Annotated in this window: 23 protein-coding genes, 1 tRNA gene and 1 pseudogene; 10 read left to right on the top strand and 15 right to left on the bottom strand. The window is 74.6% G+C overall.

Annotated features, from left to right (window positions below; all coding sequences use genetic code 11):
• Positions 1-290 precede the first annotated feature (290 nt).
• Positions 291-1,628, top strand: coding sequence for a M6 family metalloprotease domain-containing protein (locus ACGFZL_RS20160; RefSeq protein ID WP_393693390.1), 1,338 nt, complete (start codon positions 291-293; stop codon positions 1,626-1,628).
• 61 nt (positions 1,629-1,689) lie between these two features.
• On the opposite strand, the gene ACGFZL_RS20155 is transcribed toward ACGFZL_RS20160, so the two are convergent.
• From ACGFZL_RS20155 to ACGFZL_RS20125, 7 genes are all read right to left on the bottom strand, one after another.
• Positions 1,690-1,763: transfer RNA gene (locus ACGFZL_RS20155), tRNA-Lys, on the bottom strand.
• Entirely contained in the window at positions 1,754-2,350 is a 597-nt protein-coding gene (locus tag ACGFZL_RS20150; protein ID WP_355165576.1) for a bifunctional DNA primase/polymerase, read from the bottom strand. Before ACGFZL_RS20150 ends, ACGFZL_RS20155 begins: the two co-directional genes overlap by 10 nt.
• Positions 2,351-2,475: 125 nt before the next feature.
• On the bottom strand, positions 2,476-2,838 hold the full coding sequence (locus ACGFZL_RS20145; protein ID WP_355165578.1) for a hypothetical protein: 363 nt from the start codon (positions 2,836-2,838) through the stop codon (positions 2,476-2,478).
• Between the two features lie 80 nt (positions 2,839-2,918).
• Positions 2,919-4,253: an AAA domain-containing protein gene (locus ACGFZL_RS20140; RefSeq protein ID WP_393693755.1), complete on the bottom strand. Its 1,335-nt coding sequence runs from the start codon at positions 4,251-4,253 to the stop codon at positions 2,919-2,921.
• A 17-nt stretch (positions 4,254-4,270) separates the two neighbouring features.
• On the bottom strand, positions 4,271-5,878 hold the full coding sequence (locus tag ACGFZL_RS20135; RefSeq protein ID WP_393693387.1) for a hypothetical protein: 1,608 nt from the start codon (positions 5,876-5,878) through the stop codon (positions 4,271-4,273).
• The gene (locus tag ACGFZL_RS20130) at positions 5,869-7,065 is read right to left on the bottom strand and encodes a hypothetical protein (protein WP_393693385.1); all 1,197 of its coding nucleotides are present in this window, start codon (positions 7,063-7,065) and stop codon (positions 5,869-5,871) included. The genes ACGFZL_RS20135 and ACGFZL_RS20130 overlap by 10 nt, the downstream gene beginning before the upstream one ends.
• Positions 6,962-7,915, bottom strand: a complete 954-nt coding sequence (locus tag ACGFZL_RS20125) for a phosphatase PAP2 family protein (RefSeq protein ID WP_393693383.1) — start codon at positions 7,913-7,915, stop codon at positions 6,962-6,964. Before ACGFZL_RS20125 ends, ACGFZL_RS20130 begins: the two co-directional genes overlap by 104 nt.
• A 194-nt stretch (positions 7,916-8,109) precedes the next feature.
• Here ACGFZL_RS20125 and ACGFZL_RS20120 point away from each other — a divergent pair, with 194 nt between their 5' ends.
• A complete protein-coding gene (locus ACGFZL_RS20120) occupies positions 8,110-8,706 on the top strand; it encodes a histidine phosphatase family protein (protein WP_355165584.1) in 597 nt (198 codons plus the stop codon).
• A gap of 400 nt (positions 8,707-9,106) precedes the next feature.
• Here ACGFZL_RS20120 and ACGFZL_RS20115 read toward each other — a convergent pair whose 3' ends face one another.
• Positions 9,107-10,609, bottom strand: a complete 1,503-nt coding sequence (locus tag ACGFZL_RS20115; protein WP_393693381.1) for a hypothetical protein — start codon at positions 10,607-10,609, stop codon at positions 9,107-9,109.
• A 314-nt stretch (positions 10,610-10,923) separates the two neighbouring features.
• Here ACGFZL_RS20115 and ACGFZL_RS20110 point away from each other — a divergent pair, with 314 nt between their 5' ends.
• Positions 10,924-11,304, top strand: coding sequence for a hypothetical protein (locus ACGFZL_RS20110; protein WP_355165588.1), 381 nt, complete (start codon positions 10,924-10,926; stop codon positions 11,302-11,304).
• A 55-nt stretch (positions 11,305-11,359) separates the two neighbouring features.
• Positions 11,360-12,232, top strand: a complete 873-nt coding sequence (locus tag ACGFZL_RS20105; protein WP_393693379.1) for a spermidine synthase — start codon at positions 11,360-11,362, stop codon at positions 12,230-12,232.
• A gap of 6 nt (positions 12,233-12,238) precedes the next feature.
• Here the strand turns inward: ACGFZL_RS20105 and ACGFZL_RS20100 are convergent, their stop codons facing one another.
• Entirely contained in the window at positions 12,239-12,766 is a 528-nt protein-coding gene (locus ACGFZL_RS20100) for a hypothetical protein (protein ID WP_393693377.1), read from the bottom strand.
• Between the two features lie 143 nt (positions 12,767-12,909).
• On the opposite strand from ACGFZL_RS20100, the gene ACGFZL_RS20095 reads away from it, so the two are divergent.
• The 3 genes from ACGFZL_RS20095 (at position 12,910) to ACGFZL_RS20085 (ending at position 16,612) form a co-directional block, all read left to right on the top strand.
• Positions 12,910-13,623, top strand: a complete 714-nt coding sequence (locus ACGFZL_RS20095) for a response regulator transcription factor (protein WP_355165594.1) — start codon at positions 12,910-12,912, stop codon at positions 13,621-13,623.
• Positions 13,620-15,023 (top strand): sensor histidine kinase, encoded by a 1,404-nt coding sequence (locus tag ACGFZL_RS20090; RefSeq protein ID WP_393693375.1) that lies wholly within the window; start codon positions 13,620-13,622, stop codon positions 15,021-15,023. Before ACGFZL_RS20095 ends, ACGFZL_RS20090 begins: the two co-directional genes overlap by 4 nt.
• A gap of 104 nt (positions 15,024-15,127) precedes the next feature.
• The gene (locus tag ACGFZL_RS20085) at positions 15,128-16,612 is read left to right on the top strand and encodes a cellulose binding domain-containing protein (protein ID WP_393693373.1); all 1,485 of its coding nucleotides are present in this window, start codon (positions 15,128-15,130) and stop codon (positions 16,610-16,612) included.
• Positions 16,613-16,699: 87 nt separating this feature from the next.
• Here the strand turns inward: ACGFZL_RS20085 and ACGFZL_RS20080 are convergent, their stop codons facing one another.
• The 4 genes from ACGFZL_RS20080 to ACGFZL_RS20065 form a co-directional block, all read right to left on the bottom strand.
• Complete coding sequence (locus ACGFZL_RS20080) at positions 16,700-18,130, bottom strand: GH1 family beta-glucosidase (RefSeq protein ID WP_355165600.1); 1,431 nt, start codon at positions 18,128-18,130, stop codon at positions 16,700-16,702.
• 140 nt (positions 18,131-18,270) lie between these two features.
• The gene (locus ACGFZL_RS20075) at positions 18,271-19,191 is read right to left on the bottom strand and encodes a carbohydrate ABC transporter permease (RefSeq protein ID WP_393693371.1); all 921 of its coding nucleotides are present in this window, start codon (positions 19,189-19,191) and stop codon (positions 18,271-18,273) included.
• Between the two features lie 12 nt (positions 19,192-19,203).
• Positions 19,204-20,211 carry a carbohydrate ABC transporter permease gene (locus tag ACGFZL_RS20070; RefSeq protein ID WP_393693753.1) on the bottom strand — a complete coding sequence of 336 codons (1,008 nt, stop codon included), beginning with the start codon at positions 20,209-20,211 and terminating at the stop codon, positions 19,204-19,206.
• A gap of 5 nt (positions 20,212-20,216) precedes the next feature.
• On the bottom strand, positions 20,217-21,539 hold the full coding sequence (locus ACGFZL_RS20065; protein ID WP_355165604.1) for an extracellular solute-binding protein: 1,323 nt from the start codon (positions 21,537-21,539) through the stop codon (positions 20,217-20,219).
• A 367-nt stretch (positions 21,540-21,906) separates the two neighbouring features.
• On the opposite strand from ACGFZL_RS20065, the gene ACGFZL_RS20060 reads away from it, so the two are divergent.
• Positions 21,907-22,962: a LacI family DNA-binding transcriptional regulator gene (locus tag ACGFZL_RS20060; RefSeq protein ID WP_355165606.1), complete on the top strand. Its 1,056-nt coding sequence runs from the start codon at positions 21,907-21,909 to the stop codon at positions 22,960-22,962.
• Positions 22,963-23,208: 246 nt separating this feature from the next.
• Here the strand turns inward: ACGFZL_RS20060 and ACGFZL_RS20055 are convergent, their stop codons facing one another.
• Positions 23,209-24,168, bottom strand: coding sequence for an NAD-dependent epimerase/dehydratase family protein (locus ACGFZL_RS20055; RefSeq protein ID WP_355165608.1), 960 nt, complete (start codon positions 24,166-24,168; stop codon positions 23,209-23,211).
• Between the two features lie 77 nt (positions 24,169-24,245).
• Positions 24,246-24,458 (bottom strand): annotated as a pseudogene (locus ACGFZL_RS20050) (LysR substrate-binding domain-containing protein); the annotation flags it as partial.
• 9 nt (positions 24,459-24,467) lie between these two features.
• On the opposite strand from ACGFZL_RS20050, the gene ACGFZL_RS20045 reads away from it, so the two are divergent.
• On the top strand, positions 24,468-25,595 hold the full coding sequence (locus tag ACGFZL_RS20045) for an MFS transporter (protein WP_393693367.1): 1,128 nt from the start codon (positions 24,468-24,470) through the stop codon (positions 25,593-25,595).
• 77 nt (positions 25,596-25,672) lie between these two features.
• On the top strand, positions 25,673-26,163 hold a 491-nt coding region (locus ACGFZL_RS20040), incomplete at its 3' end, for a leucine zipper domain-containing protein (RefSeq protein WP_393693365.1).

The raw sequence follows: 26,163 nt of genomic DNA, 5'->3' as shown, positions 1-26,163 counted from the left end.
TGGTGCAGGAAAGTGTGCCGATCATAGAGGCTGGCGGGAGGCCCTTCCAGCCGCCGTACCGCTTTCCGGACCGAGTTGGCGCTTCGGCCGACCGATTCCGTCCAGGGCTGTACGCCTTCCTTACGCCCCCGACCAGTTGTGACGTTCCGTGAGTGGCCCGGCCCGCGCCCCGCGTCGGCCCTCGGCGAAATCCGCGCCCGCTCACCCGTCCGGTGCAGGCGAACAGGGCGCAGTACGGCAAACCTGCACAAGCTGGGTGCGGTGTCCCGCGAACCGCATCGGAGGTCCCTGTGCCGCGCCAGCTCCCGCTGAGGCGACTCCCGCGCGAGGCCCTCAGGCGGATGTCACCGCGGCCGGCGGACACCCCCGGGACCCCCCGCCCCCGGCTGCGCAGCACGGCCGCGGTGTGCACCACCATGTCCGCGCTCGCCGCGACCTCCCTGGTCACCGCCCCCTCCGTGGCCGAGCCCTTCTCCCCGACGCCCTGCGCCCTGCAGCGCACCGACGCCCACCACTCCGAGGGCCTCGACACCTGGAACGCCGCCTATCCGCGCCCGGCGCGCTCCCTCGACGCGGTGATGGTCTTCCTGTCCTTCCCGGACTCCCGCCCCCGGACCGCGCCCGCCGAACTCGCCGCCGACCACTTCCCGGCCACCACCCGCTTCTTCCGGCACGCCTCCTACGGCAGGTTCGACCTCCGCCCGCATCCGCTGCACGAGTGGATCCCCATGCCGCGCCCGTCCACGGCGTACGACATACAGCGCGACTGGGGCCCCGAGCACCGGGCCGCCTACCTGCGCGACGCGCTCGCCGCCGCCGACCGGCACGTGGACTTCTCCCGCTACGACCTCGTCTACTTCGTCGCCGACCCGGACGCGCCCGGCGTGGACTCCGACGCCACGAAGGTCGTCAACCTGGACACCCCGCTGCGGGCGGACGGCACCGACATCCGGCGCGTGGTCACGGTGTTCGAGAACCATCCGCCGGACCGGCTGGTCCTCGCCCACGAGACCGGGCACGTCTTCGACCTGCCCGACCTCTACCACCGGCCGGGTGACGGGGACAGCAACGGCGACTGGGACACCCATGTGGGGGACTGGGACCTGATGGGCAGCCAGTTCGGGCTCGCCCCGGACCTGTTCGCCTGGCACAAGTGGAAGCTGGGCTGGCTCGATCCGAGGCAGGTGGCCTGCGTACGGGGCAGCGGGCCGACCCGGCTGACCCTCGAGCCGCTGGGCGCAGGGCCCGGGGTGGTGACGGCGGGCGCGGCCGGGGCGCCGGCCTTCGGGCTCGGGCAGGGGACCAAGCTCGCGGTGGTGCGGACCGGCAGCGACAGCGTGCTCGCCTTCGAGGCGCGCGGGCCGGTCGGCGAGGACGCCGCCGCCTGCCGGGCGGGGGTGCTGGTCTACCGGGTGCGCGGCGATACGGAGTCGGGCGGCGGCCCGGTCCAGGTGATCGACGCCCACCCGGGCACGGAGGCGTGCGCGGAGGACTCCGTCTACCCGCCGCTCGCGGACGCGCCGGTGGGCGTGGGGGAGAGCTTCACGGTGCCGGGGGACGGGGTCCGGGTGGTGGTGGAGGGGCGGACCGCGTCGGGGGCGTGGACGGTGCGGATCACCCCGGGGTGAGCGCGCGGGAGTACGCGACACGAAGGCCCCCTCGCTGCTGCGAGGGGGCCTTCGTCGTCGGTGCGCCGCCAGGGACTCGAACCCCGGACCCGCTGATTAAGAGTCAGCTGCTCTAACCAACTGAGCTAGCGGCGCCTGCTGACGTCGTAGACCTTAGCATCCTGGTCGGCGCGAGGAGAAATCGAAATCCGCACCCCCGCGCGGGCCGCCCGGACCGCCGCCCAGAGCAGGATCTCCGGCCCCGGCAGCCACGGCCGGCGGGTGTCGGGGGCGACCAGCCAGCGCGAACCGGAACGCGCCGGGGGCCCCAGCGGGGCGGGCACGGTGACCGCGTCGCCGGCGCCGTGGCACAGCAGTGGCGGCACGGTGCCGTTGCGGGCGTCGGGGCGGGCGCGTCCGCCCCACTCCTCCCACTCCAGGAGCGACGGCAGCCGGTGGGCGGTGCCGGGCGCGGCGAACAGCAGGATGCGGCCCCGGAACTCGGCGACGGGACCCGAGCCCGGGCCCTCCTGCCACATCCGGTCCAGCATCCGGCGCCCGAACATCGCGGGGACGCTCACCACGTCGAAGGCGGTCCCGCAGGGCAGGACGACCGGGGCGTCCGGCCGCTCGTCCCACAGCGCGAGCGTGCCGCGCGGGTAGGCGCCCGCCGACGCCAGCCAGGCGGCGCCGTCGGGGGTGACGTCCGAGACCTTGCGCGCGGCTTCCGGTGTGAGGCTCATGACGCATAGATCTACCGGTGGTGAGGAAGTCGTCGCGCTGAGTTGCCGGAAACCGGGACGGGGCGGGGAGGTGCCGGGTATCTTGCGCACCTGGCATATGCGAGTCCCGTCACCCGGGGGCCGGGTCAGTCCAGGCGCGGGCCGTGGTCCTCGCCGCCGCGCATCAGGTCGCGGCCGAACTCCACCATCTTCTTCGCGTAGTCCTCGGTCCACTCCGCCCGCTCGGCGATGTCCGCGGGCGTCAGCCGGTCGAACCGGCGCGGGTCGGCGAGCTGCGCCGCCGCCACCGCCTGGTACTCGAGGGCCCGGTCGGCCGCCGCCCTGAAGGCTTGCGTCAGCTCCGTCGCCCGGTCCAGGAGCGCGCGGGGGTCGTCGATCGACTCTAGGGCGAAGAAGTGCTCCGGGTCGCCGGCCGCCTCCGCCGGCTCGAAGAGCAGGGGTGCGGGGCGTAGCCGCGGTTCGTTCCGACGCGGCGTGGGCTCCGCCATGTCTTCTCCTCCTCGTACTGTCGTGCAGTGGACCACCGTCCATTGTCCCGCGCGCGTGCAAGAGGGCCTCCGGCCGCGGGTCAGGGCGACCACGGCACCCGGTGGCCGGCCAGGTGGGCCAGTACCGCGTGGTTCGCCTCCCAGCCGTCCGGGAACTTCACCAGTTCCCCCAGCTGCACCGGCTCCGTCGACGGATACGCGTCCAGCAGGTCGCCGACGCCCGCGCGGCAGACGACGACGCAGGCGTGGCGGTGGCGGGAGGCCAGGACGCACAGGCGGCCGGTCTCCAGGTGGAAGGCGGTGGCGTCGGGGCGGCCGGAGAGGGGGTGCAGGACGACTGTGACGTCGTACTCGCGGCCCTGGAGCCGGTTGGCCGTGTCCACCGTCACCCCGCCCACCCCGAGGCCGGCCAGCGCGGCCCGTACCGCCGCCGCCTGGTCGCGGTGCGCGGTGCCGACGGCGACGCGGGCGGCGGTCAGCGGGACCGGGTCCGGTGAGCGCTCCGAGACGGCCGCGCCGCCTCGCTCCAGGAGCCGCTGGACGACGGCCGCCACCGCCGCCACCGCCTCCGGGTCCGTGCGGGGCGTGTGCCGCTCGGGGAGTTCCAGCAGGCCCCAGCCGGACTCCGCCGCCTCGTCGATCACCCGGTCGGGGCCCGAGCCGTCGGAGGGGGTGGAGAAGGTGAGGCGGCGGTCGGCGGGGCCGGTGCCCGCGCGGAACGGCGTGTACGGGTAGAACGCCTCGGACACCAGCGGCGCCGCCGACGCGGGCAGCCGCCAGGAGACCGGCAGTCGGTGCTGCGGCAGGCCGGGGTTGTGCGCGAGGAGGGTGGTCACCGCGGAGGCCGACGGGTCGTGGGTCAGGCCCGCCCACTGCTCGCCGCCCACCGTCGAGAACGGGTCCAGCTGCCCCGGGTCGCCGACGAACAGCGCCCGCTCGAACAGCCCGGCCACGGCCAGCAGCGCGTCCGAGCGCATCTGGTACGCCTCGTCCACGATGGCGTGCCGCCACGGCTCGTCCACCGACACGTGCGCCCACTTCGCGGCCGTGGACAGCACCACCGGCAGCCCCGCCAGGTCGCCCGCCTTCGCGGACGTCCGCACCTGGTCCAGCGCGTCGAGCGCCTTGTCGTACGGGTCGCTGTCGCTGCTGTGCAGCCGGCCCACCGGCAGCTCGGGGGCCTTCTCGGCGAGCCGCAGCACCAGGTCGTCCACCTGGGCGTTGGTCTGCGCGACCACCATCAGCGGCCGGCCCGCCTCGGCCAGCTCCAGCGCCGCCCGGACCACCAGCGTCGACTTGCCGGCGCCCGGCGGGGAGTCCACGACGACGCCCCGCTCGGTGCCGTGCAGCGTGTCGGCGAGGATCGCGTTGGTCGCCCGGGACGCCGCCGCGCCCGGGTCGAAGGCGGCGGCCAGGTCAATGGCCTCGACGGTCACAGCACGTCCTCCTCGCTCGGCGTGTCGGGCTGCTCCGGGACCGCCGCCCGCTCGCCCGGCGGGCCCCCGTGCGTCCAGGGCGTCGCCTCCTGGTCGGGCAGCTTCGCGCCGCCGCGCTGCTCGTGCTCGAAGAGGGTGAAGCAGACCAGGTCGCCCTTCTCCGGCACCGACCCGGCCTCGGGCTCCTTGCCCCGGCCCATCTTGTCCAGGACCCGCAGCACCAGCAGCCCCTCGGCGGCGTCCTCGGCCGTGCCCGCGTGCTCGGCGGACTGCGGGCGCCCGGCCAGCGACCGGTACACCTTGGTCCGCTCGCCGAGCTGCGGCCGGTCCTCCGTGCGGACGGTGACCAGCGGGCGCGGGCTGGGCCGCCTGCCCTCGCTGTACGCCATGACCACGTCGACCACCTCGCCGGCGAACGCCTCCCCGGCCAGCCGCCGCCCCGCCATCACCAGCGGGTCGTCCAGCGCCTCCTGGGCGTCCAGGCGGGCCTGCTCGCGCTCCCGGGTGGCCAGCTTGTTCGCCGCCGTCACCGCGTCGTCGCGGCGCGGCTGCGGCGGCTCGCCGGCCAGCACCCGGTCGCGGTGGCCGGTGAAGGACCAGCGGTCCCGGGTCCACCGCTCCTCGACCCGCGCCCCGGCGGGCAGCCCCCGCAGCAGGTCAAGGCCCCGCCACACCGCGTCCCAGGTGGGCCGGGTCCGGCTCTCCACCAGGGCGCGCAGCTCCCGCTCGGCGGCGGTGAGCGCGCCGAGGCGGTCGTCGGCCTCCAGGCCGTCCTCGGCGGCGGCGAGGGCGGTGCGGGCCCGGTCGTAGCGCTCGATGGCCGGGGCGAGCAGGCGGTTGTCGAAGGCCGGGTCGGTCGCCGGGCCGGCCGGCGGGCACAGCAACTGTCCGGCTGCGTCCCGCGCCAGCTCGGCCCGCCGCGCCGCCTGCGCGCCCGGGGTGCCGTCGGCGGGCGGGTCGATCCAGGCGAGCAGCGCCCCGAGGTGCTGGTCCTCCAGGGTGGACTGCCCGGTCGCCCAGTGCCGGCCCAGCAGGTCGGTCACGGCGAGCAGCAGCGAGGAGCCCGGCACCCGCGCCCGCTCCCCGTAGTGCGTCAGCCACCGGCCGAGCAGCGGGACCCGCGGCGGCGCCGGGTGCGGGGCCTCCGGGTCCTGCTCCGCGGTGCGCCGGAAGCGCATCGAACGGCCGAGCAGCCGCACGAAGTCCAGGCCGGCCCGGCTCGGCACGATCAGCTGCGCGGCGTCCGCGCACAGGTCGACCTCGACCTTGACCCGCTTGCCCGACTCCGGGTCGGTCTCGGTGCGCTCGGCGGCCTCAACCTCCTCCGCGTACGCCTCGATGTGCGGCAGCAGCACGTCGGCCAGGTCGGCGAGGAAGGCGAACCGGAGGTCGGGGTTGCGCGGCTGCGGCACGATCAGCAGATGCGGCGCCGCCCGGTCGGCGCCGACCAGCGCGCCTAGCGGGGCGCCGGCCTCGCCGCCGGTGACCAGCGGCACGAACACCAGCGGACGGTCGGACAGGTGCCGGTGCCGGACGGTGGCGGCGGGCTGGGCGCGGCCGGTGTCGACGGCCTCCAGGCGGGCCAGGGTGGTGATCAGGGACACGGGACCGCCTCCCGCAGACCCGCGCCGCGCAGCGCCTCCGCCCGCAGCGCCGCCGCCCGGCGCAGCGCCGCCACCGCCGGGTCGGCCGGGTCGCCGGCCTCGCCGCGCGCCGCCGCCAGCACGTCCGGCACCGTCGCGAGCCCGCCGAGCTCGGCCCGTACCGGGCGGCCGAGGCGGGTCACCGCGCCGGCCTCCTGGGACCGGGCCCGGCAGTGGAAGGCCAGCTCGCAGGCGGACAGGCACTCCGGCGCATACGACGCCGGGACCGCGTCGACCGCTTCCGTGAGCTGCTCGGCGGGCAGTCCGGGAGCGAAGCACACGCCCTCGGGCAGCGCGTCGGCGATCTCCTCCACGCGGGTGAGGCGGGCCAGCTGGCGGTCGGTGACCGCGCGCTGCTTGCGCACGTCGACGGCGGAGGCGGTGGGCAGGTTGGAGAAGTCCTTCGGGCAGACGAGCAGCACGCGGTGGCCTACGCGCGGGGGCGGGTCAAGGCGGGCGGCCACCCGCTCAAGGGCCAGCACGTACACCGCGGCCTGCCGGGCGGCGGCGCCGACCTTCGCCGGGTCGGCGGAGCCGTCCAGCATCGGGAAGGACTTGATCTCCACGACCGTCCAGGAGCCGTCCGGGTGCACGACCACCGCGTCCGGCTCCAGGAAGGCGGGGGAGCCGGCCACCTCCAGGGCGAGCATCGGGTGGTCGAGCAGCGTCCAGGTGCCGGGCCGACCGGCGGCCTCCCGCAGGGCCAGCGCGGTGCGCGCCGTGCGGCCCTCGGGGCCGGTCGCGGCCAGGTCGGGCACCTGCGCGTCGGCGGCCGGCTCGGGCCCGCCGCCGAGGGCCTCGTGCGCCAGGCGCAGCAGCTCGGCGCCGCCGTCCGCCTTGACCTTCGCCTCGAAGGAGTTGCCCCGCACGATGGCGAACTGCGACTGCCCGAAGACCGGCGGCGAGCCCAGCGCCCCCGCGACGGCCGCCTTGTCCACCCCGGCGCCGTCGAGGATCGCGCGGCGTCTGCACCCGGGGTTGGCCGCCAGCGCCGCGAGGGCGCGGGCGTCCAGGGCCTTGGCGGGTACGTCGGGACCGCGCAGCTCAGCGAGTCGCTGCCGCAGCGCTGTCCCCCGCGCTCGCGGGAGCGGCGTCCGGCCGGTCTCCGCTCGCGGTTCGCTGCTCGCGCTGCCGTGGGAATCGTTCACCCGCCGAAGTCTGGCACTCGGCACTGACAATCGGGGCGCGGGTGGCGGACGGGGCGGCTGCGGCGGGCTCCCGGGTCGCCGCGAACAGGGCCCGCGCCCGGGCCGCCGCGCGCAGCACGTACGGCGCCAGCAGGAAGCCGGCGCCCATCACGGCCGCGCCGGCGACGGCGTCGAGGAAGTAGTGGTTGGCGGTGCCCATCACCACGAGCGTGGTGATCAGCGGGTACAGGACGCCGGCCGCCTTCGCCCAGCGGGTCCGGCCGTGCCGCCAGAGCAGCACCCCGCACCACAGCGCCCAGCCCACGTGCAGGCTCGGCATGGCCGCGTACTGGTTCGTCATCCCGCCGAGGCCGCGCGGGGCGCTCGCCTCGCCGCCCCACCAGCCGTACGAGCTGTAGTGGGCCATCGTGTCGACGAAGCCGTGGCCGGGGGCGAGGAGCCGGGGCGGGCAGGTCGGCAGCAGGGTGAAGCCGATCAGGCCGATGAAGGTGGAGGTCATCAGCCAGGTCCGGGCGGCCCGGTAGTGCGCGGCGTGCGCGCGGAACACCCATATCAGCACCGCCGGCGTGACGACGTAGTGCAGCGAGGCGTACCAGAAGTCGGCCGGCACGCCCAGCCAGGGCTCCCGGGTGAAGAGCCGGTTCAGCGGGTGCTCGGCGTTCAGGTACAGCGCCTGCTCGGCGTGGAGCAGGGCCAGGCCGTGGTCGACGGCGTCGGAGACGCTGCCGCGCACCAGGAGCCGCCCTGCGGAGTAGCAGGCGTAGACGAGGACGATGAGCGGCAGCTCGGTCCACCAGCGCGGACGGGAGGGCGGGGCCGCCTCCGTGCCCGGTGTCTCGGTGTGCGGCAATCGGATCGCCCTCCCCCTTCGTCTTCACTCGCGCCCCTACGGACCCGGGCGTGCCACTCTACGGCCTGTGCGGGCGCCTCCCAGGGAGTGCCCCCGGCCGTGAGAGACGCCCGGATCGCCCCCCGGGTTGCCCGCGCGGGCGGTGCGCCATGATGGAAGGAGCCCCCCTGCCGCACACTCGGAAAGGCCCTCTCATGGCACCGCGCATCCTGCTGGCCCGGCACGGACAGACCGAGTGGTCGCTGTCCGGCAAGCACACCGGCAGGACCGACGTGCCCCTCCTGGAGGAGGGCCGCAGCGGCGCCAAGCTGCTGGGCGAGCGGCTGCACCGGGCGCCCCTGGACGGCCTGCCCGGCGCCGAGATCCGCACCAGCCCGCTCTCCCGCGCGCGGGAGACCTGCGAACTCGCCGGCTTCGGGGAGCGCGCCGAGCCCTGGGACGCGCTGATGGAGTGGGACTACGGGGCGCACGACGGCATGACCCCGGCCGAGATCCAGGCGGCCCGGCCCGGCTGGTTCCTCTGGCGGGACGGGGCGCCGGAGGGCGAGAGCGTGGCCGAGGTCACCGCCCGCGCGGACGAGGTCGTCGCCTGGGCCCGTGAGGCCGACCGCGACGTCCTGGTCTTCGCCCACGGCCACATCCTGCGCTCCATCGGCGCCCGCTGGCTCGGCCTCCCCCTGGACTTCGCCGCCCGCATCCGCCTCGACCCGACCTCCCTGTCGATCCTGGCCTGGGCGTACGGCGAGCCGGCCATCGAGAGCTGGAACGACACGGGTCACCTGGCCGGTTAACCCGCGCCACCGACGGCGGTCACGCGCTCGCGCGGGGGCGGGAGTCAGGCGTACCGGGCGGCCTGCGCCACCGACGGCGGTCATGCGCCCACGCGGGGCCCACGCGGGGGCGTGACCGGTGTCCCGCCCGACAGGCCCGCCCCGGGTGGGCACGCGCCCGTGCGAGGGCGCGCGGACCCGCCTCCGAAGTCTGACGGTGTGCCCGGCGGCTTCGTCACGCGCCGGTGCCGGGGCGCTGTCCCCGGCCGGACCGCCGGCGCCCTGGGCCGCCGGCGGCCATGTTCCCGTTCGGTCGCTCCTGCGCGTCGTGGCGAGGCGGCGTGTGCCGGGTGGGCTCCCGCGCCCCTGCCGGGGCGGGTCCGGCCGTCCGCTGCCCCGCCGGCCGGGTCGCCGAACGGCCTCACGCAGCCCGCGGCAGCGACGCGTGGCGGTCGAGGAAGGCCGAGACGCCCGGGGTCCGGCGGTGCGGGAGCAGGACGCGGGCCGTGCCGGCGAGCATCGCGTGGATGCGGGAGGACTGGACCTGGCCGAGCAGGTCCAGGACCCGCGTGCCCGCGTGGGCCGCCTCGTCGGGGTGGCCGCCGCGCGCGAGGTCGTCGGCCAGCTCCGCGGAGTACAGCGCGAGGTTGCGGGTGAAGTGCGGGTCCTGGAGGTCGGCGGCGCGGCGGGCGTGCCGGGCCGCGCGCGGCCAGTCGCCCAGCGCCGACCAGCACTGCGCCTCCAGGCCCTCCAGCTCCGCCTCGCCGTAGAAGCTCATCCACTCCGGGTCGGCGTCCGAGGTGCCGCGCCCGAAGTGGGCCTGCGCGCGGATCAGCGCCTGCTCGCAGCCGACCCGGTCGGCCAGGCCCGCCCAGCCGCCCGCCTCGCGCAGCGCGAGGAGCGACATCAGGCGGGCCGAGCCCAGCCGCCGGGCGGCGCGCTGCGCGGCCTGCGCCGAGCGGACCGCCTCGCGCGGCCGGCCGGCGTCGCGGGCCAGGAAGGCGGTGTTGCAGAAGGCGTGCGCCTCCAGGGCCGCGTCGCCGTTCATCCGGGCGGTGGCCAGCGCCTCGGCGTAGTGCGAGCGGGCGTCGTCGAAACGCCCTGAGTCGTGCGCCAGCCAGCCCACCGAGAGGGACAGCTCCCCCGCGCCCGCGTAGAGGCGGTCCACCGTGGCCTGCCGGCCGGCACCGGCGTCGAGCAGCGCGTAGGCGGCCCGCAGCGGGGCGGCGGCGCGCCGGTAGAGGCCGTCGGCGCCGTGCCGGTCGTCCAGCAGCCGGATCCGGCGGACGGCGTCCTCCAGGGCGCCCGCGTCGTCCGCCCCCGCCCGGCGCGGGGGGCGCCACGCCGCGGCGGCGGGTGCGAGCCCGAACGGGCCCAGGGCGACGGCGGCGACGGTGGCACCGCCGGTCATGAACGCGCGACGCAGCACGTCGCTCTCCTCGTGGTCGTCGTACGGGTGGTACGGGTCGTACCGGCCCCGCGGGTCCTGCCGGTCCGGCGCGCCGGGCGGACCCTGCGGCCCTCCGGTGTCATACGGCTCACCCGCCCCCGGCGTCTCACGCGTGGCGTCCGGGGTGTGCGGTGCCCGGCCGGGGTGCGCCGGGAGCGCGCCCTGCCCGGCGTGCGCCGCCCGGCGCCCGCGGACCGACGAGCGGGGCGCGAACCCCAGGTCGGTGAGCGCGCGCCCGGGGAACATGTGCAGGAACACCCGCTCGTACGCGTAGTTGGGGCAGCGGATCTCGCCCGCCTCGACCCGCCCGACATAGCGCGCGTCACAGCTGACCCGCTCGCCGATCTCGCGCGCGGCCCGCCGCACCGCCGCGGCGAACTCGGCGGGCGAGCGCTGTCCGCGCAGCCGCCGGAACGCGGTGTTGGGTTGCGGGGGCCGCCCGGGCGGGGCGGGGGGCTCCGGTGACGACGCCATGGCCGGGTCCTCTCGTGCGAACCGTCGAACCATGCCGGAACAGGTGGCCGAGCGCGTGCGGTCCTCCGCCCGTCGGTCCCCTGGGGCCGGCGAGCACGAACGTACCCGCTGTGACCAGGCCGGTACGCGGTGTTTGGCTACAAACCGGATATCTCACCCATGATCTGCCATGAAGTGCCATCCTTGGCGGCTGACTTGGGCCGTAGCCGTTGACGCCGCCACGCGTTGAACCCGGTGGGCCGGGAGACTCCCCGCTTCCGACCCGTTCGTCCTGAGGGAGTTCCGTGGTGGAGGCCGGGATGGATAGCAGCCGGATGAGTGAGCCCGACAGTTCCGGCGACGTCCTCTGCGACGTCGTCACCGTCCCGGCCCGGCAGGGCCTGGAGGCGGTCGACATCCTCAGACGGGGCGCCGGTGAGGCGGTCGGCCCCGTCATGCACGACGACGACTGCGACACCCTCGGTTTCCTCGTGCCGCCCGGCACCGCCGCCGCCTGGGACGTGCCCGGCAGCACCTGTACGGGGACGGACGGCCGCGGCCTCTGTCTGGCCGCCCCGGACCCGCAGCCCCCGGCGGACGGCTCGGACTGGCTGGTGCCGCCCGGCGAGGCCGACCTCGCCACCGACCCGGCCGTCCTGCGGGCGGCGCTCGGGGAGGCGGCGCGGCTGATCGAGGCGGCGGACAGCTGCCGCTGAGCGCGGCCCGGACCCATGTCCTCAGGGATGCGTCGGATCATCCGATAATGGTCCGATGGGAAAGTCCAGGAACGCTCGACGCGGGCGCGGCGCCGCCGCGGAGACCGTGGCCGAGCAGGTCGACGGCGGCCTCGCCGAGCTGGTCCCCGACCGGGACCGGCCGCGGGCCAGGACCCTGCTGATCGACGGCGCCCCGCAGTCGCACGTCGACCCGGACGACCCGGCCCACCTGTCCTTCGAGTACCAGCGCCGCCTCGGGCACGTCATCGACCTGGCCGCCCCGCCCGGCAGCCCGCTGCGCGTCGTCCACCTCGGCGGCGGCGCCCTCACCCTCGCCCGCTACGTCGCCGCGACCCGGCCCCGCTCCACCCAGCAGGTCGTCGAGCGCGACGCGGGCCTCGTCGCGCTGGTCCGCCGCGAACTGCCGCTCGACCCCGGCGCGCGGATCCGGGTGCGCTCCCTGGACGCCCGGGCCGGACTCGCCAAGGTGCCCGACGGCTGGGCCGACCTGGTCCTCGCGGACGTCTTCAGCGGCGCCCGCACCCCGGCCCACCTCACCTCCACCGAGTACCTGGACGAGGTCCGGCGCGCCCTCGCCCCCGGCGGCGTCTACGCGGCCAACCTCGCCGACGGGCCGCCGCTCGCCCACCTGCGCGGCCAGATCGCCACCGCCGCCGGGCGCTTCGCCGAACTCGCCCTGGTCGCCGACCCGGCCGTGCTGCGCGGCAAGCGCTTCGGCAACGCCGTCCTGGTCGGCTCCGACCGGCCGCTGCCGATCGCCGACCTCACCCGCCGCGCCGCCGGCGACCCGCAGTCGGCCCGCGTCGAACACGGCCGCGCGCTCGCCGACTTCACCGGCGGCGCCGCCCCCGTGACGGACGCCACGGCCACCGCGTCCCCTGCGCCGCCGGCGTCGGCCTTCCGGTAGGGCGCCTCAGTAGTTCCCGACCTCCACCCGCGGCGGCCCGTCGTGCCAGGTGCAGAACACCGACACCCGGTCCGTGCCGGCGGCGAACTCCACCCGGATCCAGGTCTCCGTCTTCCACACCCGCATCGACCACCCGGCCTTCGGGGTCGCCGACACCAGGGACGCGGAGGACGTGCCGAGGTCGAACACCGCCCGCCCACCGTCGGTGTCGTAGCCGCGGACCTGCCCCGAGGAGGTGGGGGAGGCGGTGGGCGTGGGAGTGCGCGAGGGGGCGGCGGCGGACTTCGTGGGCGTCGCCCGGGACGTCGGCGTCGGCGTCGACGTCGGCTTCGGGCGGGGTGGCACGGTGGGCCGCTGCGAGGGCGACGGCGGCCGGGCGTCCGGCGTGCTCGCGCCCGTCGCCTTGACCGGCAGGGCGAGCGGGGCGTCGTAGGCCGTGCCGGCCAGCACCGTGTGGACGCCCCACCAGGACAGCGTGACCGCCGCGCCGGTGGCCAGCAGCCAGGCCAGTACGTGTACGAGTCCTCTGCGCATCGCGCCCATCCTGCCCCATGCGTCACCCGTCAGGGGGACGGACGGGTACGTGGGACGGGCCGCGGACGGGTCGCGGACCGGTCGGTTCCGGGGTTGTCCACAGGCCCGCACCGGGCCGCGCGGCATGCCGTACGGTCTCGCTCATGGCAAGTGTGCTCGTGGTCGAGGACGATCCCTTCGTGCGCTCGGCGCTCATCCGGCAGCTGACCGACGCCTCGCACACCGTGCGCAGCGTCGGCACGGCGCTCGAAGCGCTGCGCGAGGTCGCCCGGCTCCGCTTCGACGTGGTGGTGCTCGACCTCGGGCTGCCCGACCTCGACGGGTCCGAGGCGCTGAAGATGCTGCGCGGCATCACCGACGTGCCGGTCATCGTGGCCACCGCCCGCGACGACGAGGCGGAGGTGGTCCGCCTGCTCAACGCGGGCGCGGACGACTACCTCACCAAGCCGTTCTCCGCCGACCACCTGACGGCCCGGATGGCGGCCGTGCTGCGCCGGGCCCGGACCGGCGCCGCGCAGGCCGCGCCGTCGGCCGTCCTCAGGGTCGGCGGCCTCACCGTCGACCCGCTGCGCCGTCGCGCCGAGCTGGACGGCGGGGAACTGGACCTGACCCGACGCGAGTTCGACCTGCTCGCCTTCCTCGCCGGCCGCCCCGGCGTCGTGGTCCCGCGCCGCGAGCTGCTCGCCGAGGTCTGGCAGCAGTCGTACGGCGACGACCAGACCATCGACGTCCACCTCTCCTGGCTGCGCCGCAAGCTGGGCGAGACCGCGGCCCGGCCCCGCTATCTGCACACCCTGCGCGGGGTCGGCGTGAAGCTGGAGCCGCCCGTGCCCGAGACGCCCGGGCCGCCGCGATGAGGTGGGCCCTGGTCAAGGTGTCCCTCGCGGTCACCGTCATGGTCGTGGTCGCCTTCGCGGTCCCCCTCGGCCTGGTCGTGCGCGAACTGGCCCGGGACCGCGCGGTCTCGGGCGCCGAGCGGCAGGCCGCCGCGGTCGCCCCGGCGCTGTCCATCACCACCGACCGGGCCGAGCTGGAGCGCGTGGTCGCCGCCGCCGGGTCCGACGCCGGTCTTGCCGTGCACCTGCCGGCGCCCGCCGGGGACCGGGGTGCGGGCGGCGTCGACATCGGGCGCCGGCGGGCCGCCGAGGCCGACGTCGCGGGCGTGCGGTCGGCCGGCCGCGCCGCCACCACGGAGGTGCCCGGCGGCTTCACGCTGCTCCAGCCGGTCGCCCTGTCCTCCGGCGCGATAGCCGTGGTCGAGGTGTACGTGCCGGAGGCGGAGGTCACCAACGGCGTGGGCACGGCCTGGGCGGTGCTGGCTGCCGTCGGGGTGGCGCTGATCGTCGGCTCGGTCGCGGTCGCCGACCGGTTGGGCGTGCGGATGGTCCGGCCCGCTCGGCGCCTGGTCGAGGGCGCCCGGGAGCTGGGCGAGGGCGAGCTGGGCGCCCGGGTGGCGGAGGAGGGCCCGACCGAACTGCGCCTGGCGGCTGCCGCGTTCAACTCCATGGCCGACCAGGTCGTGGGGCTGCTCGCCAGCGAGCGGGAGCTGGCCGCCGACCTCTCCCACCGGCTGCGCACCCCGCTGACCGTGCTGCGGCTCAACGCGGCCTCGCTGGGCGAGGGTCCGGCCGCCGAGCAGACCCGGGCGGCGGTCGCGCAGCTGGAGCGCGAGGTGGACACCATCATCCGCACCGCCCGGGAGGCCAAGCCGCAGACCGCCGCGTCCGCCGCAGGCACCGGGTGCGACGCGGCCGAGGTGGTCCGCGAGCGGATGCGGTTCTGGTCGGCGCTCGCCGAGGACGAGGGCCGCGCCTGGCGGGTGGCCGGCGCCGACCGGCCGGTGCGCGCCCCGGTGGCCCGCGCCGACCTCGCCGCGGCCCTGGACGCCCTGCTGGGCAACGTCTTCCGGCACACGGCCGACGGCACCGCCCTCGCCGTCGACCTGCACCGGGCCGAGGACGCGGTGCTCGTGCTGGTCTCGGACGCGGGCCCGGGCATAGCCGACCCCGGCGCCGCGCTTGCCCGGGGGCGGGGCTCGGGCAGCGACGGGTCGACGGGGCTCGGCCTGGACATCGTGCGCCGGCTGGCGGAGTCGACCGGCGGGGACGTGCGGGTGGGCACCTCGGTGCTCGGCGGCGCCGAGGTGCGGGTGCGGATCCAGACCGACGGGCGCGGGGCACCCCGCCGGCGCGGCGACCGCAGGGCCGTGCGCCGCCGCCGGACGCGGTCCTTTAACCCGTCCCGATCCCTTCCTTAACCGCACCCTAAGACTGCCGGCCCCCGCCCGGAACAGGCACTTCGTCCGGTTCGGCCTCGCTAGCGTGCTGCCGCACCCCCGAGAACGACGAAGGCAGGCACGGCATGAGCACGCACCGGCGCAAGGTCGGCACACGCAACAAGGTGATCGGCGGCCTCGTCGCCGCGGCCGTCGCGGGCGGCGGCGCGCTGCTGTTCACCGGCAGCGCCCAGGCGGCCGGCGTCGGCGCCGCCTACACGCGGACCAGCGGCTGGTCCACGGGCTACACCGCGCAGTACGTCGTCACCAACAACAGCGGCGGCCAGGAAGCGGACTGGAAGCTGGAGTTCGACCTGCCGGCCGGGGCGAAGCTCAGCTCGCTGTGGAACGCCGAGTCGGCGGTCTCCGGGCGGCACGTCACCGCGACCCCGCCGAAGTGGGACACGGACGGGCTGAAGGCCGGCGAGTCCGTCACCGTCGGCTTCGTCGTCGAGGGCACCGCCGACCCCAGCGGCTGCCGCATCGACGGCGGCGCCTGCTCGGCCGACGACCACGCCACCCCCGAGCCGACCGGCCGCCCCACCCAGCAGCCGACCCCGACCTCGACGCCGACCCCGAAGCCCACGGCGACGGCCAAGCCGACCGTCAAGCCGACGGCCACGCCCACCGCCACGGCGACCCCCACCGCGACCCCCACCCCGGGCAACGGCACCGGGACCGGCGCCCGCTTCGCCCCGTACGCCGACACCTCCCTCTACCCGGCCTTCGACCTGGTCAAGAACGCCGCGGCGACCGGCGTGAAGGACTACAACCTGGCCTTCGTCACCTCCGGCGGCGGCTGCGTCCCCAAGTGGGGCGGCGTCAGCGATCTGGCGAGCGACGCGGTGGCCGGGCAGATAGGCGCCCTGCGCGCCAAGGGCGGCGACGTCCGGGTCTCCTTCGGCGGCGCCTCCGGCTCCGAGCTGGCCACGGCGTGCTCCTCGGCGGACGCGCTGGCGGCGGCGTACGGCAAGGTCGTGGACGCCTACGACCTCACCAAGGTCGACTTCGACGTCGAGGGCGGCGCGCTGCCCGACACGGCCGCCAACTCCCGCCGCGCGCAGGCCATCGCCGCGCTGCAGAAGCAGCACCCCGGCCTGGACGTCTCCTTCACCCTGCCGGTGATGCCCGAGGGCCTGACCCAGGCCGGTGTCGACCTGCTGGCCGACGCGAAGAAGAACGGCGTCAAGACCTCCGCCGTCAACATCATGGCGATGGACTACGGGCCCGCGTACAGCGGCGACATGGGCACCTACGCCGAGCAGGCCGCCACCGCCACCCAGGCCCAGATCAAGGGCGTCCTCGGACTGTCCGACAGCGCCGCCTGGGGGGCCGTCGCCATCACCCCGATGATCGGCGTCAACGACGTGGCCTCGGAGACCTTCACGGTGGACGACGCCACCCAGCTGGTGAAGTTCGCGCAGTCGCACGGCCTGGGCTGGCTGTCCATGTGGTCCGGGACCCGCGACAAGCAGTGCCCGGGCGGCGCCAAGCCGCAGGCCGACCCGACGTGCAGTTCGGTGGTCCAGGGCGAGGGCGCCTTCGCGAAGGCGTTCGCCGCCTACAAGTAGCCACTCCCGAAGCCACTCCGGGAGAAAAGCGGGGCGCGGCATCCTCCCCACAGGATGCCGCGCCCCGCGGCTCGTGTCCCGCCCGGTCTACTCCGCCGGCGGCAGCGCCCCCGAGCGGGCGGCCCGCCCGTACCAGAGGGCGCTGGACTTCGGGATGCGCTCCTGGGACGCGTAGTCCACGTACACCGCGCCGAACCGCTTCTCGTAGCCGTAGGCCCACTCGAAGTTGTCCATCAGGGACCACAGGTAGTAGCCCCGCACGTCCGCGCCGTCCGCGATGGCCCGGCGCACCGCCGAGAGGTGGCCGTGCAGGTAGGCGATGCGCTCGGGGTCGTGCACCCGGCCGTCGGAGTCGGGCTTGTCGTCGTAGGCCGCGCCGTTCTCGGTGATGTAGAGCGGCAGGCCCGGCGCCAAGCGGCTGTAGCGCATGATCAGCTCGTGCAGCCCGGACGGGTCGATCGACCAGCCCATCTCGGTGCGCTCACCCGGCGTCTGGTGGAAGGCCACGTCCTCCGCGCCCGGCCACGGCGAGTGGTCGCTCGCCCCGTGCCCGTCGGCGCGCGCGTTGCGGGAGTCCGCGTCTGCGGCGGAGACCAGCGAGGGCGTGTAGTAGTTGAGGCCGAGGGCGTCCAGTGGCTGGCGGATCGCCGCGAGGTCGCCGTCGCGCACGTGGGACCAGTCGGTCAGCGACGCCGTCGCCCGGAGCAGGGTCTCCGGGTAGGCGCCCTGCAGGATCGGCCCGTGGAAGACGCCGTTGGCCAGGTCGTCGATCCGCCGGGCCGCGGCCACGTCGCCCGGCTGCTGGGAGAGCGGGCGCACGACCGCGGAGTTGAGGCTGAGGGCCACCGAGTTGCGGGCCGGCATCACGGAGCGCAGGGCGGTCGCGCCCAGGCCGTGCGCGAGGTTCAGGTGGTGCGCGGCGCGCAGCGAGGCCACCGGGTCGGTGCGGCCGGGGGCGTGCACCCCGGAGGCGTAGCCGAGGAAGGCGCTGCACCAGGGCTCGTTGAGGGTGATCCACTGCTCGACGCGGTCGCCGAGGGCGGCGCCGACGATCTCCGCGTACTCGGCGAACCGGTACGCCGTCTCGCGCTCGGGCCAGCCGCCCGCGTCCTCCAGCTCCTGGGGCAGGTCCCAGTGGTAGAGGGTGACGGCCGGCTTGATGCCGGCGGCCAGCAGCTCGTCCACCAGGCGGCGGTAGAAGTCCAGGCCGCGCTGGACGGCCGGGCCGCGCCCGGTGGGCTGCACCCGGGACCAGGAGACGGAGAAGCGGTAGGCGCCCAGGCCCAGCTGGGCCATCAGGGCCACGTCGTCGCGGTAGCGGTGGTAGTGGTCGACAGCGATGTCACCGGTGTCACCAGCGGCGGTCTTGCCCGGCGTGTGGCTGAAGGTGTCCCAGATGGAGGGCGTGCGGCCGTCCTCGCGCACCGCCCCCTCGATCTGGTACGCCGAGGTGGCGGCGCCCCAGAGGAAGGCGGGCGGGAAGGTGACCGGGGTCTCCGGCGTTGCGGACTCAGGCATGGAAGCGCTCCCAGAGTGGCCGCCGGTCCGCGGGGGACCGGCGATCCGGTCGTCAGACCGGCGGGTGGAGTGGTCGAAGGGGAGGGGAGAGAGGGAGGGGGCGGGACCGCGTCGGCCCCGTGGACGGCGGCGCGGCGGCGTCAGCCCTTCACGGCGCCCTGCATGATGCCGCCCACGATCTGCTTGCCGAAGATCGCGAAGACCAGCAGCAGCGGCAGCGTGCCGAGCAGCGCGCCCGCCATGATCAGGGACTGGTCGGGGGTGTAGCCGCGGCCCAGGCCCGCGACCGCGACCTGCACGGTCGGGCTGCCGTTCTGGGTGAGCACGAGGAACGGCCACAGGAAGTCGTTCCACGCCTGCACGAACATCAGCATGCCGAGGACGGCCATCGCGGGCCGCGCCGTCGGGAACACCACGTGCCACACCACGCGCCAACTGCTCGCGCCGTCCACGCGCGCCGCCTCGATGATCTCGTCCGGCAGCGCCTGGAGCAGGTACTGCCGCATGAAGAACACGCCGAACGCGCTCACCAGCGAGGGCAGGATCACCGCCTGGAGCTGGTCGCTCCAGTCCAGCTTCGCGACCATCATGTACAGCGGGATGATGCTCAGCTGCGGCGGCACCATCATGGTGCCGATCACGACCAGCATCGCCGCGTTGCGCCCCTTGAAGCGCAGTTTGGCGAAGGCGAACCCGGCGATCGTGGAGAGCACCACGATGGTCACCGCCGAGATGCCGGCCACGATGGTGGTGTTGAGGAACGCCTCGCCCAGGTTCGCGTCCTCCCAGGCCACTTCGAGCTTGTCGAAGAGGTTCCCGCCGAACCAGAACGGCGGCGGTGTCTGCGCGAGCCGCTGGTTGTCGCGGGAGGCGGCGATCGCCGTCCAGATCAGCGGGAAGAGCGAGCCGAGGGTGAACAGCGCCAGGATCACGTAGGCGATCGGTCCGGCGTGCAGCTGGCCGCCCGCCCGCGCCGCCTTGGCGCGCCGGGTCCGCCGGGTCGCCGGCGGCGCCGGTTCGGGCGCCGGTCCGGCCGGGGGTGGGGTCAAGGTCGTCGTCACGGCCGGTTCTCCTTAACTACTGGCGCGCAGCCGGCGCGAGATGACGTAGTTGGCGATGCCGATCACGATGAGGATCAGGAACATCGTCCAGGCGATCGCGGAGGCGCGGCCCAGGTGCTGGTTCACCCAGCCCTGCTCGTACAGGTACAGGCCGAGGGTCTGGAACTGGTGCTGGGAGCCGCCGGACGCGCCCTTGTTGGCGTCGAAGAGCAGCGGTTCGCCGAAGACCTGCGAGGCGCCGATGGTGGACACGACGACCGTGAAGAGGATCGTCGGCCGCAGCGAGGGCAGTGTGACGTGCAGGAACTGCCGCCAGCGGCTCGCGCCGTCCAGCGCCGCCGACTCGTAGAGGTCCTGCGGGATGGCCTGCATCGCGGCCAGGTAGATCAGCGCGTTGTAGCCGGTCCAGCGCCAGATGACGATCGTGGAGACCGCGATCTGGGAGGGCCACTTGTCGTTCTGCCAGTCGATCTTGTCCAGGCCGACCAGGTCCAGGAACCAGTTGATCATGCCGTAGTCGCGGCCGAAGAGCAGCGCGAAGACCAGCGAGGCGGCGGCGATCGAGGTGGCGTACGGCGCCAGCATCATGACCCGGTAGAAGGTCGAGGCGCGCAGCTTGTAGTTGAGGATGTGCGCGAGGCCCATCGCCATCAGCAGCTGCGGGACGGTGGAGATGACGCCGATGGACAGGGTGTTCTTCGCCGCGTTCCAGAAGAAGTCGTCGTCGAAGATCCGCGTGTAGTTGCGCATCCCGACCCACGTCATGTCGGTCGGCGAGGTCAGCTCCACCTGGTGCAGCGAGGCCCACCCGGTGTACAGCAGCGGGAAGAGGCCGAAGGCGAGGAAGAGCAGGAAGAAGGGCGACACGAACGCGTACGGGCTGAACTTCATGTCGCGCTGCCACCGGCGCGAGAGCCGCGCCCGCCGCTTCGCCGCCTCGACGTCCGCGCCCGCCGCGTGGCGGCCCGGGGCCGCGCCCCCCTTGGCGGGGGGCGCGGCGGTGTCGTGCTCGGTTGCCATCCCGGTCACTTGTCCAGGTTGTTGTCGATGGTCTTGGTGGCCGTCTTCCACGCCTCCTCGGGCGACTTGCCCTGGCTGACGAGGATGACGCCGTTGTCCGACAGGCCCTGCTGGACGATCTGGTCCTTCGGGCCGATCGTCTGCACCGGGCTGTCGGTGGCGGCCTTGGCGAAGATCTCGCCGATCGGGGCGTCACCGGTCATCTCGTTCTTGGCGTTCTTCACCTCGGGGGTGAGGTACGCCTTGGGCGCGCTCGGGAAGGAGCCCTGCACCGCGAAGAGCTTGGCCTGCTGCTCGGGGGCGGTCAGCCAGGCGGCGAGCTTGGCGGCCTCCTCGGTGTGCTTGCCGGACTTGGGCACGGTCAGGAAGGACCCGCCCCAGTTGCCGGCCTTGGGCGCGGCGGCCACGTCCCACTTGCCGGCCGCGTCCGGCTTCGACTTGCCCTTGATGTAGCCGAGCATCCACGGCGGGCAGGACATCGCGGCGAACTTGCCGTTGGCGATGGTGGTGTCCCAGGCCGGCTGGAACTGCGTCTGGTTGCCGGTGATCTTCTCCTCGGCGGCCTTCGCGGTGAGGTCGAAGGCGGCCTTGATGGCCGGGTTGGTCTTGTAGACGACCTCGCCGGAGGCGTCGTAGAAGCGCTCCTTCTCGCTGCTGACGATGGCGTTCAGCAGGCCGCCGGGGGAGTCGAGGAAGGTGGTGCCCTTGGGCGCCTTCTTCTTGTACGTCTCGCCCGCCTGGACCAGCTTGCTCCAGTCGCCCGCCCACAGCTTGCCGACCTCGGTGCGGTCGGTGGGCAGGCCGGCCTGCTCGAAGAGGTCCTTGCGGTAGCAGATGGCCATCGGGCCGACGTCGGTGCCCAGGCCGATGGTCTGCTTGTCCTTGGTCGTGGCCTGCTGCCACTTCCAGTCCAGGAAGTCCATCTCCTTGCCGTACTTCGACAGGTCGAGCAGCTTGGCCGACTGGGTCTGCACGACCTCGGCGATGTTGCCGACCTCGACGCCCTGGATGTCCTGGAGGCCGCTGTTGGTGGTCAGGTGGTTGACCAGCGCCGGGTAGTAGTTCTCGTTGCGCTCGACGACCGTCTGCTGGATGTCGATGTCCGGGTGGAGCTTCTCGTACTCCTTGTAGAGCCCGGCCTCCTCGAAGCCGAAGGCGCCGAAGAGCCCGAGGCTGATCTTGGTCTTGCCGCCGCCCGAGCCGTTGTCGTTCGACGAGCCGCCGTCGTCGCCGTCGTCGGCGCAGCCGGCCAGCAGCGCGGCGCCCAGCGACACGACGGCCGCGAGGGCCGTGGCCCTGCGGGCGGTTCGACTGCGTGCTGCTCGCATTGCGTCCTCCTGTTGCCCTGACGTGCCGACCCCCCGGCCAACTCCATGGTTGGGCCCACTGCTTGGTGCTCGCGTTCATCGCTGCGGCTCGGGCGGGGAACGTGCGGGATGTGTAGAAACCCAGTGGTGTGGGAGCGCTCCCACATGTGATGTGTTGAAGAGTCCCGGCTCCCGGCGGGGGTGTCAAGGGAAGTGACGTGTGCAAGCGCCTTCAGTTATCGGCCTGTTAACTAACCCGCCCGGTGGGCCGTACCGGCATCCCGCGCCCGGCGTGCGACCGCCCTGGGGCGGTCATTACACCGGACCGGCCTGTTAAATTCCAGGCCAGCCGCAAAGAGTGCGGGGCGTTCGACGGGAGGCGGGGCCGATGGCGAGCCACACAGCGCGCGGGCGGAGCGGTGGCCGGCCCACCCTGGAGGAGGTCGCGGCGCGAGCGGGTGTCGGGCGCGGCACGGTCTCCCGGGTGATCAACGGCTCGCCCCGGGTCAGCGACGCGACGCGGGCGGCCGTCGAGGCGGCGGTGGCGGAGCTGGGGTACGTCCCCAACACCGCGGCCCGTGCGCTGGCCGCCAACCGGACCGACGCCATCGCCCTGGTCGTCCCCGAGCCGGAGACCCGGTTCTTCGCGGAGCCGTACTTCTCGGACATGCTCCGGGGTGTCGGCGCCGAACTGTCCGACACCCAGATGCAGCTGCTGCTGATCTTCGCCGGCAGCGACCGGGAGCGGCAGCGCCTCGCCCAGTACCTGGCCGCGCACCGGGTGGACGGCGTGCTCCTCGTCTCCGTGCACGCCGACGACCCGCTGCCCGACCTGCTCGCCCAGCTGGAGATCCCGGCGGTGATCAGCGGCCCGCGCTCGGCGGCGGAGTCGCTGGCGTCGGTGGACTCCGACAACTACGGCGGCGCCCGCTCGGCCGTCGAGCACCTGCTCTCCCGGGGCCGCCGCCACATCGCCCACATCACCGGCCGCCTCGACGTCTACGGCGCCCAGCGCCGAGTCGCCGGCTACCGCGACGCGCTGCGTGACGCGGGGCAGGACGGGGCCGAGGACCTGATCGAGCCGGGCGACTTCACCGAGGAGGGCGGCCGGCGCGCGATGGCGGAGCTGCTGCGCCGCCGCCCCGACGTCGACGCCGTCTTCGCCGCCTCCGACGTCACCGCGGCCGGCGCCCGCCAGGCCCTGCGCGAGGCGGGGCGCCGCATCCCGGACGACGTGGCACTGGTCGGCTACGACGACTCGGCCATCGCCCGCCACATGGAGCCCTCGCTGACCAGCGTGCGCCAGCCGATAGAGGAGATGGGCCGCGCGATGATCGACCTCCTCCTCACCGAGATCGCGGACCGCCGTCCGGCGGTGTCGCGGGGTCTTGAGCGGCAGCAGGTGGTGCTGGCGACGGAGCTGGTGGAGCGGGCGTCGTCCTGAGGGGACGACGAGGCTACCCGGGCTCCCCGAAGCGCACGGCGAGGAGGATCGGCTGCGGCTCCTCGCCGAGGCGGCCGAGCGTCTCCGTATGCCGGGTGCCGCTGCTCCCGGACATCACGGAGGGCGCGCCTGATTCCGCCCCACGTCCGGCCCCGAGCGGCCTGTCCGGCTTGATCCCGCCCGCGTCGCCGTGCGAACTCCGCCCGCGCCGAGGCGAATCCGCGGCTTTCTCGGCCGGCGGACAGCTCAGCCTCGGTCTGTCCTGCCTGCCTGGTCGGCCTGGGCGGTGAGGAAGTCGCGGTACCAGGCGATGGTGGCGTCGAGGGTGTCGTCCAGGGGGACGGGGGAGACGCCGAAGGTCTCCTGGATGGCGGTGGAGTCCATCACCTGCGGCTCCGTGTGCTGGTAGAACAGCTCGGCGTAGGAGTCCACGAAGACCTGGTCGAACGGGCCGAACGGGACCGGCTCCGTCTTCACCGTGAGGCGCAGGGGCTCTCCCACGCGCTTCTCGACGGCCTCGAGCACCTCCCGGGTGGTGCGTGCCGGCGCGGTCGGCAGGTGCCAGACGCGTCCGTCGCCCTCCGGCCGTTCGCCCAGCGTGGCGAGCCCGGCGGCCACCGCGCGGATGTCGGTGTAGCTGTGCGGCAGGTCGATGTCGCCCAGCGCGTACACCTCGCCGCCCGTGAGCGCCCCGGGGAAGACGCCGCCGCCGAGGGTGGAGTTGACGACCCGGGGACCGACGAAGTCGGCCGAGCGGCCCAGGACGACCCGGACCCGGCCGTCCTCGTGCGCGGCCAGGTACCTCTCGTCGAGGGACGCCCGCATGCGGCCCTTGGCGCCGGTCGCCCGCCACGGAGTGGCCTCGGTCATGACCTCGCCGTGCGTCTCGCCGTACGGGTAGAGCGTGTCGAGGACGACCAGGCGGGCGCCCTCCGCCGCGACGGCGCCGAGAACGGCGTCCTGGATGCGGGGCATCACCTCCGTCTGGAGGTGATAGGCGACGTTGACGCAGTGGTAGACGACGGCGGCCCCCCGCACGGCGTCCCGGGCGCCCTCGGGCGTACCGACATCGGCCTGGTGATGGCTCACTCCCGGCAGCGCGGTCCCGGCCGGTCGCCGGTCGACCGTGCGGACCTCGTGCCCGCGACGAGCCAGCTCTTCGGCCAGCGTGGTGCCGGCCGGTCCCGTACCGAGTACTACATGCATGACGTACCTCCTCGATCGGGGAACGCCGTACGTGACGCCCCACTGCTTCAGTTATACCCTATAACTAAAGAGAGGGTCTATAGCGCTTCTGTCATGCCGAGGATCCGCAGGAACGCCGTAGCCGCCGGTGTGCTGCCCTCGCGGCTCCGGATGACGTACTCGACGCGCGCCGGTGCGTCGGTGATCTCGATGGTCGTGACGCCGGTCAGCCGGGCCACGTAGGCGGCGGGCAGCATCGCCACGCCGAGGCCCTGGCCGACCAGGCGGGCCAGGAAGTCGGCGTTGGTCACACCACCGAGTTGCTGCCCGTCGGCCTGCTCACCCCGCTCAGCGAGGACCTGGACATCTCGGTCGGCACCGCCGGACTCATGGTCACCGCGCAGGGCGTCGCGGCGGGCCTCGGCGTGCCGTTCATCGTGGCCTGGACCCGGCGCGTGGACCGGCGGCGGCTGCTGTCGACGCTGCTCGCGGTGCTCGCGGCGGGCAACCTCGTCACCGCCCTCTCGCCCAACTACCCCCTGATCCTCCTGACCCGCCTCGGCATGGGCTTCGCCAGCGGCGTCTTCTGGGCCATCGGGGTCGGCATGGCGATGCGCGTCGTCCCCGAGCGCCACGCGAACCGGGCCGCCGCCGTGGTGATGTCCGGCATCTCCGCCGCCACCGTCCTCGGCATCCCACTGGGCACCCTGGTCGAGGCCCACTCGGACTGGCGCACCACCTTCGGCGTCTGGGCGGGCCTGAGCGTGCTGGTGTTCCTCGCGGTCGCGCTGCTCATCCCCGCGCTGCCCTCGCAGAACGCGGTGTCGGTCAGGGAGGTCTTCGGCCTGCCGGTGACCGACGCGGGCCTGCGCGCGGTCCTGTGCGTCGTGGTCCTCTTCGTCCTCGGCCACTTCGGGGCGTACACCTTCGTCCGCCCCTACCTGGAGGACACCGCCGCCGCCTCCGCCGGCTTCGTCACCCTCGTGCTGATCGTCTTCGGCGTCGGCGGGGCGGTCGGGAACCTCGTCGCCGGCTTCACGGTCGACCGGAGCCCGCGCCGGACCTTCGTGGTCGGAGCCGTCGGCCTGCTGGCCGCGCTGCTCCTGCTCCGCGCGGTGGGCGGCGGGGCGGTCGTCGCGCTGGTCCTGTGGGAGCTGTCCTTCGGCGCCGTCCAACTGGCCCAGGTCAACATGACGCCGGCCGCCGCACCCGACACCTTCGAGGCGGCCATGTCCCTCAACACCATGGCCTACAACACCTCGATCGCCCTCGGTGCCCTCTTCGGCGGCCTGTTCGCCGACCACCTCGGCGTCACCCGGATCGTGTGGTTCGGGGTGGCCCTGATCGGCGCGTCGCTGCTGCTGCGGCTCGCCACCGGGCGCCGGCGGCCTCTCGGGGCGGGCCGGCTCGTCACCCGGTCTAGGTGTATTGATCACGAGCGTTGTTGACACGCGTGGGTGCTTGATCATGGCGAAGACCTCCGGTGTGGTGGAGCTGTCTAGGACTGCACCGCACGGAGGTCTTCATGTCCCACCGTAATGCCCGGCTGACCGTTCACGGCAGGCGGCTGCTCGTCGAGCGTGTCCGCCGCGGCCGCCCCGTCGCGCACGTCGCCGCCGAGATGGGCATCTCACGCGCCACGGCCCACAAGTGGGTCCGCCGCTGGCGGTCCGAGGGCGAGTCCGGCCTCGCCGACCGCTCCAGCAGGCCAGGAACGACCCCGCACCGCACTCCGGCCACCGTCGAGGCCCGGGTCTGTCACGAACGACAGGCCCGCAAACTCGGTCCCGCACGGCTCGGACCCGTCCTTGGCCTGCCTGCCTCGACCGTGCACCGAATCCTGGTCCGTCACGGCCTGAACCGTCTCGCCCACCTGGACCGGCCCACCGGACAGCTCATCCGCCGCTACGAACGCGACCGGCCCGGCGAGCTGCTCCACGTGGACGTCAAAAAGCTCGGCCGCATCCCCGACGGCGGCGGCCACAAGGTGCTGGGCCGCCAGGCCGGCCGCGCCCG

It is taken from the genome of Streptomyces sp. NPDC048182 (assembly GCF_043202555.1).
In the GTDB taxonomy this organism is placed as follows: Bacteria; Actinomycetota; Actinomycetes; order Streptomycetales; family Streptomycetaceae; genus Streptomyces.
This window is presented reverse-complemented; position numbering and strand designations above follow the sequence as displayed.

Excerpts from the sequence above, each read along its gene's own strand:
- ACGFZL_RS20150 (WP_355165576.1), bottom strand. The coding sequence starts at position 2,350 with ATGAGCCTCACACCGGAAGCCGCGCGCAAGGTCTCGGACGTCACCCCC.
- ACGFZL_RS20145 (WP_355165578.1), bottom strand. The coding sequence starts at position 2,838 with ATGGCGGAGCCCACGCCGCGTCGGAACGAACCGCGGCTACGCCCCGCA.
- ACGFZL_RS20120 (WP_355165584.1), top strand. The coding sequence starts at position 8,110 with ATGGCACCGCGCATCCTGCTGGCCCGGCACGGACAGACCGAGTGGTCG.
- ACGFZL_RS20115 (WP_393693381.1), bottom strand. The coding sequence starts at position 10,609 with ATGGCGTCGTCACCGGAGCCCCCCGCCCCGCCCGGGCGGCCCCCGCAA.
- ACGFZL_RS20110 (WP_355165588.1), top strand. The coding sequence starts at position 10,924 with ATGAGTGAGCCCGACAGTTCCGGCGACGTCCTCTGCGACGTCGTCACC.
- ACGFZL_RS20105 (WP_393693379.1), top strand. The coding sequence starts at position 11,360 with ATGGGAAAGTCCAGGAACGCTCGACGCGGGCGCGGCGCCGCCGCGGAG.
- ACGFZL_RS20100 (WP_393693377.1), bottom strand. The coding sequence starts at position 12,766 with ATGCGCAGAGGACTCGTACACGTACTGGCCTGGCTGCTGGCCACCGGC.
- ACGFZL_RS20095 (WP_355165594.1), top strand. The coding sequence starts at position 12,910 with ATGGCAAGTGTGCTCGTGGTCGAGGACGATCCCTTCGTGCGCTCGGCG.
- ACGFZL_RS20090 (WP_393693375.1), top strand. The coding sequence starts at position 13,620 with ATGAGGTGGGCCCTGGTCAAGGTGTCCCTCGCGGTCACCGTCATGGTC.
- ACGFZL_RS20085 (WP_393693373.1), top strand. The coding sequence starts at position 15,128 with ATGAGCACGCACCGGCGCAAGGTCGGCACACGCAACAAGGTGATCGGC.
- ACGFZL_RS20080 (WP_355165600.1), bottom strand. The coding sequence starts at position 18,130 with ATGCCTGAGTCCGCAACGCCGGAGACCCCGGTCACCTTCCCGCCCGCC.
- ACGFZL_RS20070 (WP_393693753.1), bottom strand. The coding sequence starts at position 20,211 with ATGGCAACCGAGCACGACACCGCCGCGCCCCCCGCCAAGGGGGGCGCG.
- ACGFZL_RS20065 (WP_355165604.1), bottom strand. The coding sequence starts at position 21,539 with ATGCGAGCAGCACGCAGTCGAACCGCCCGCAGGGCCACGGCCCTCGCG.
- ACGFZL_RS20060 (WP_355165606.1), top strand. The coding sequence starts at position 21,907 with ATGGCGAGCCACACAGCGCGCGGGCGGAGCGGTGGCCGGCCCACCCTG.
- ACGFZL_RS20055 (WP_355165608.1), bottom strand. The coding sequence starts at position 24,168 with ATGCATGTAGTACTCGGTACGGGACCGGCCGGCACCACGCTGGCCGAA.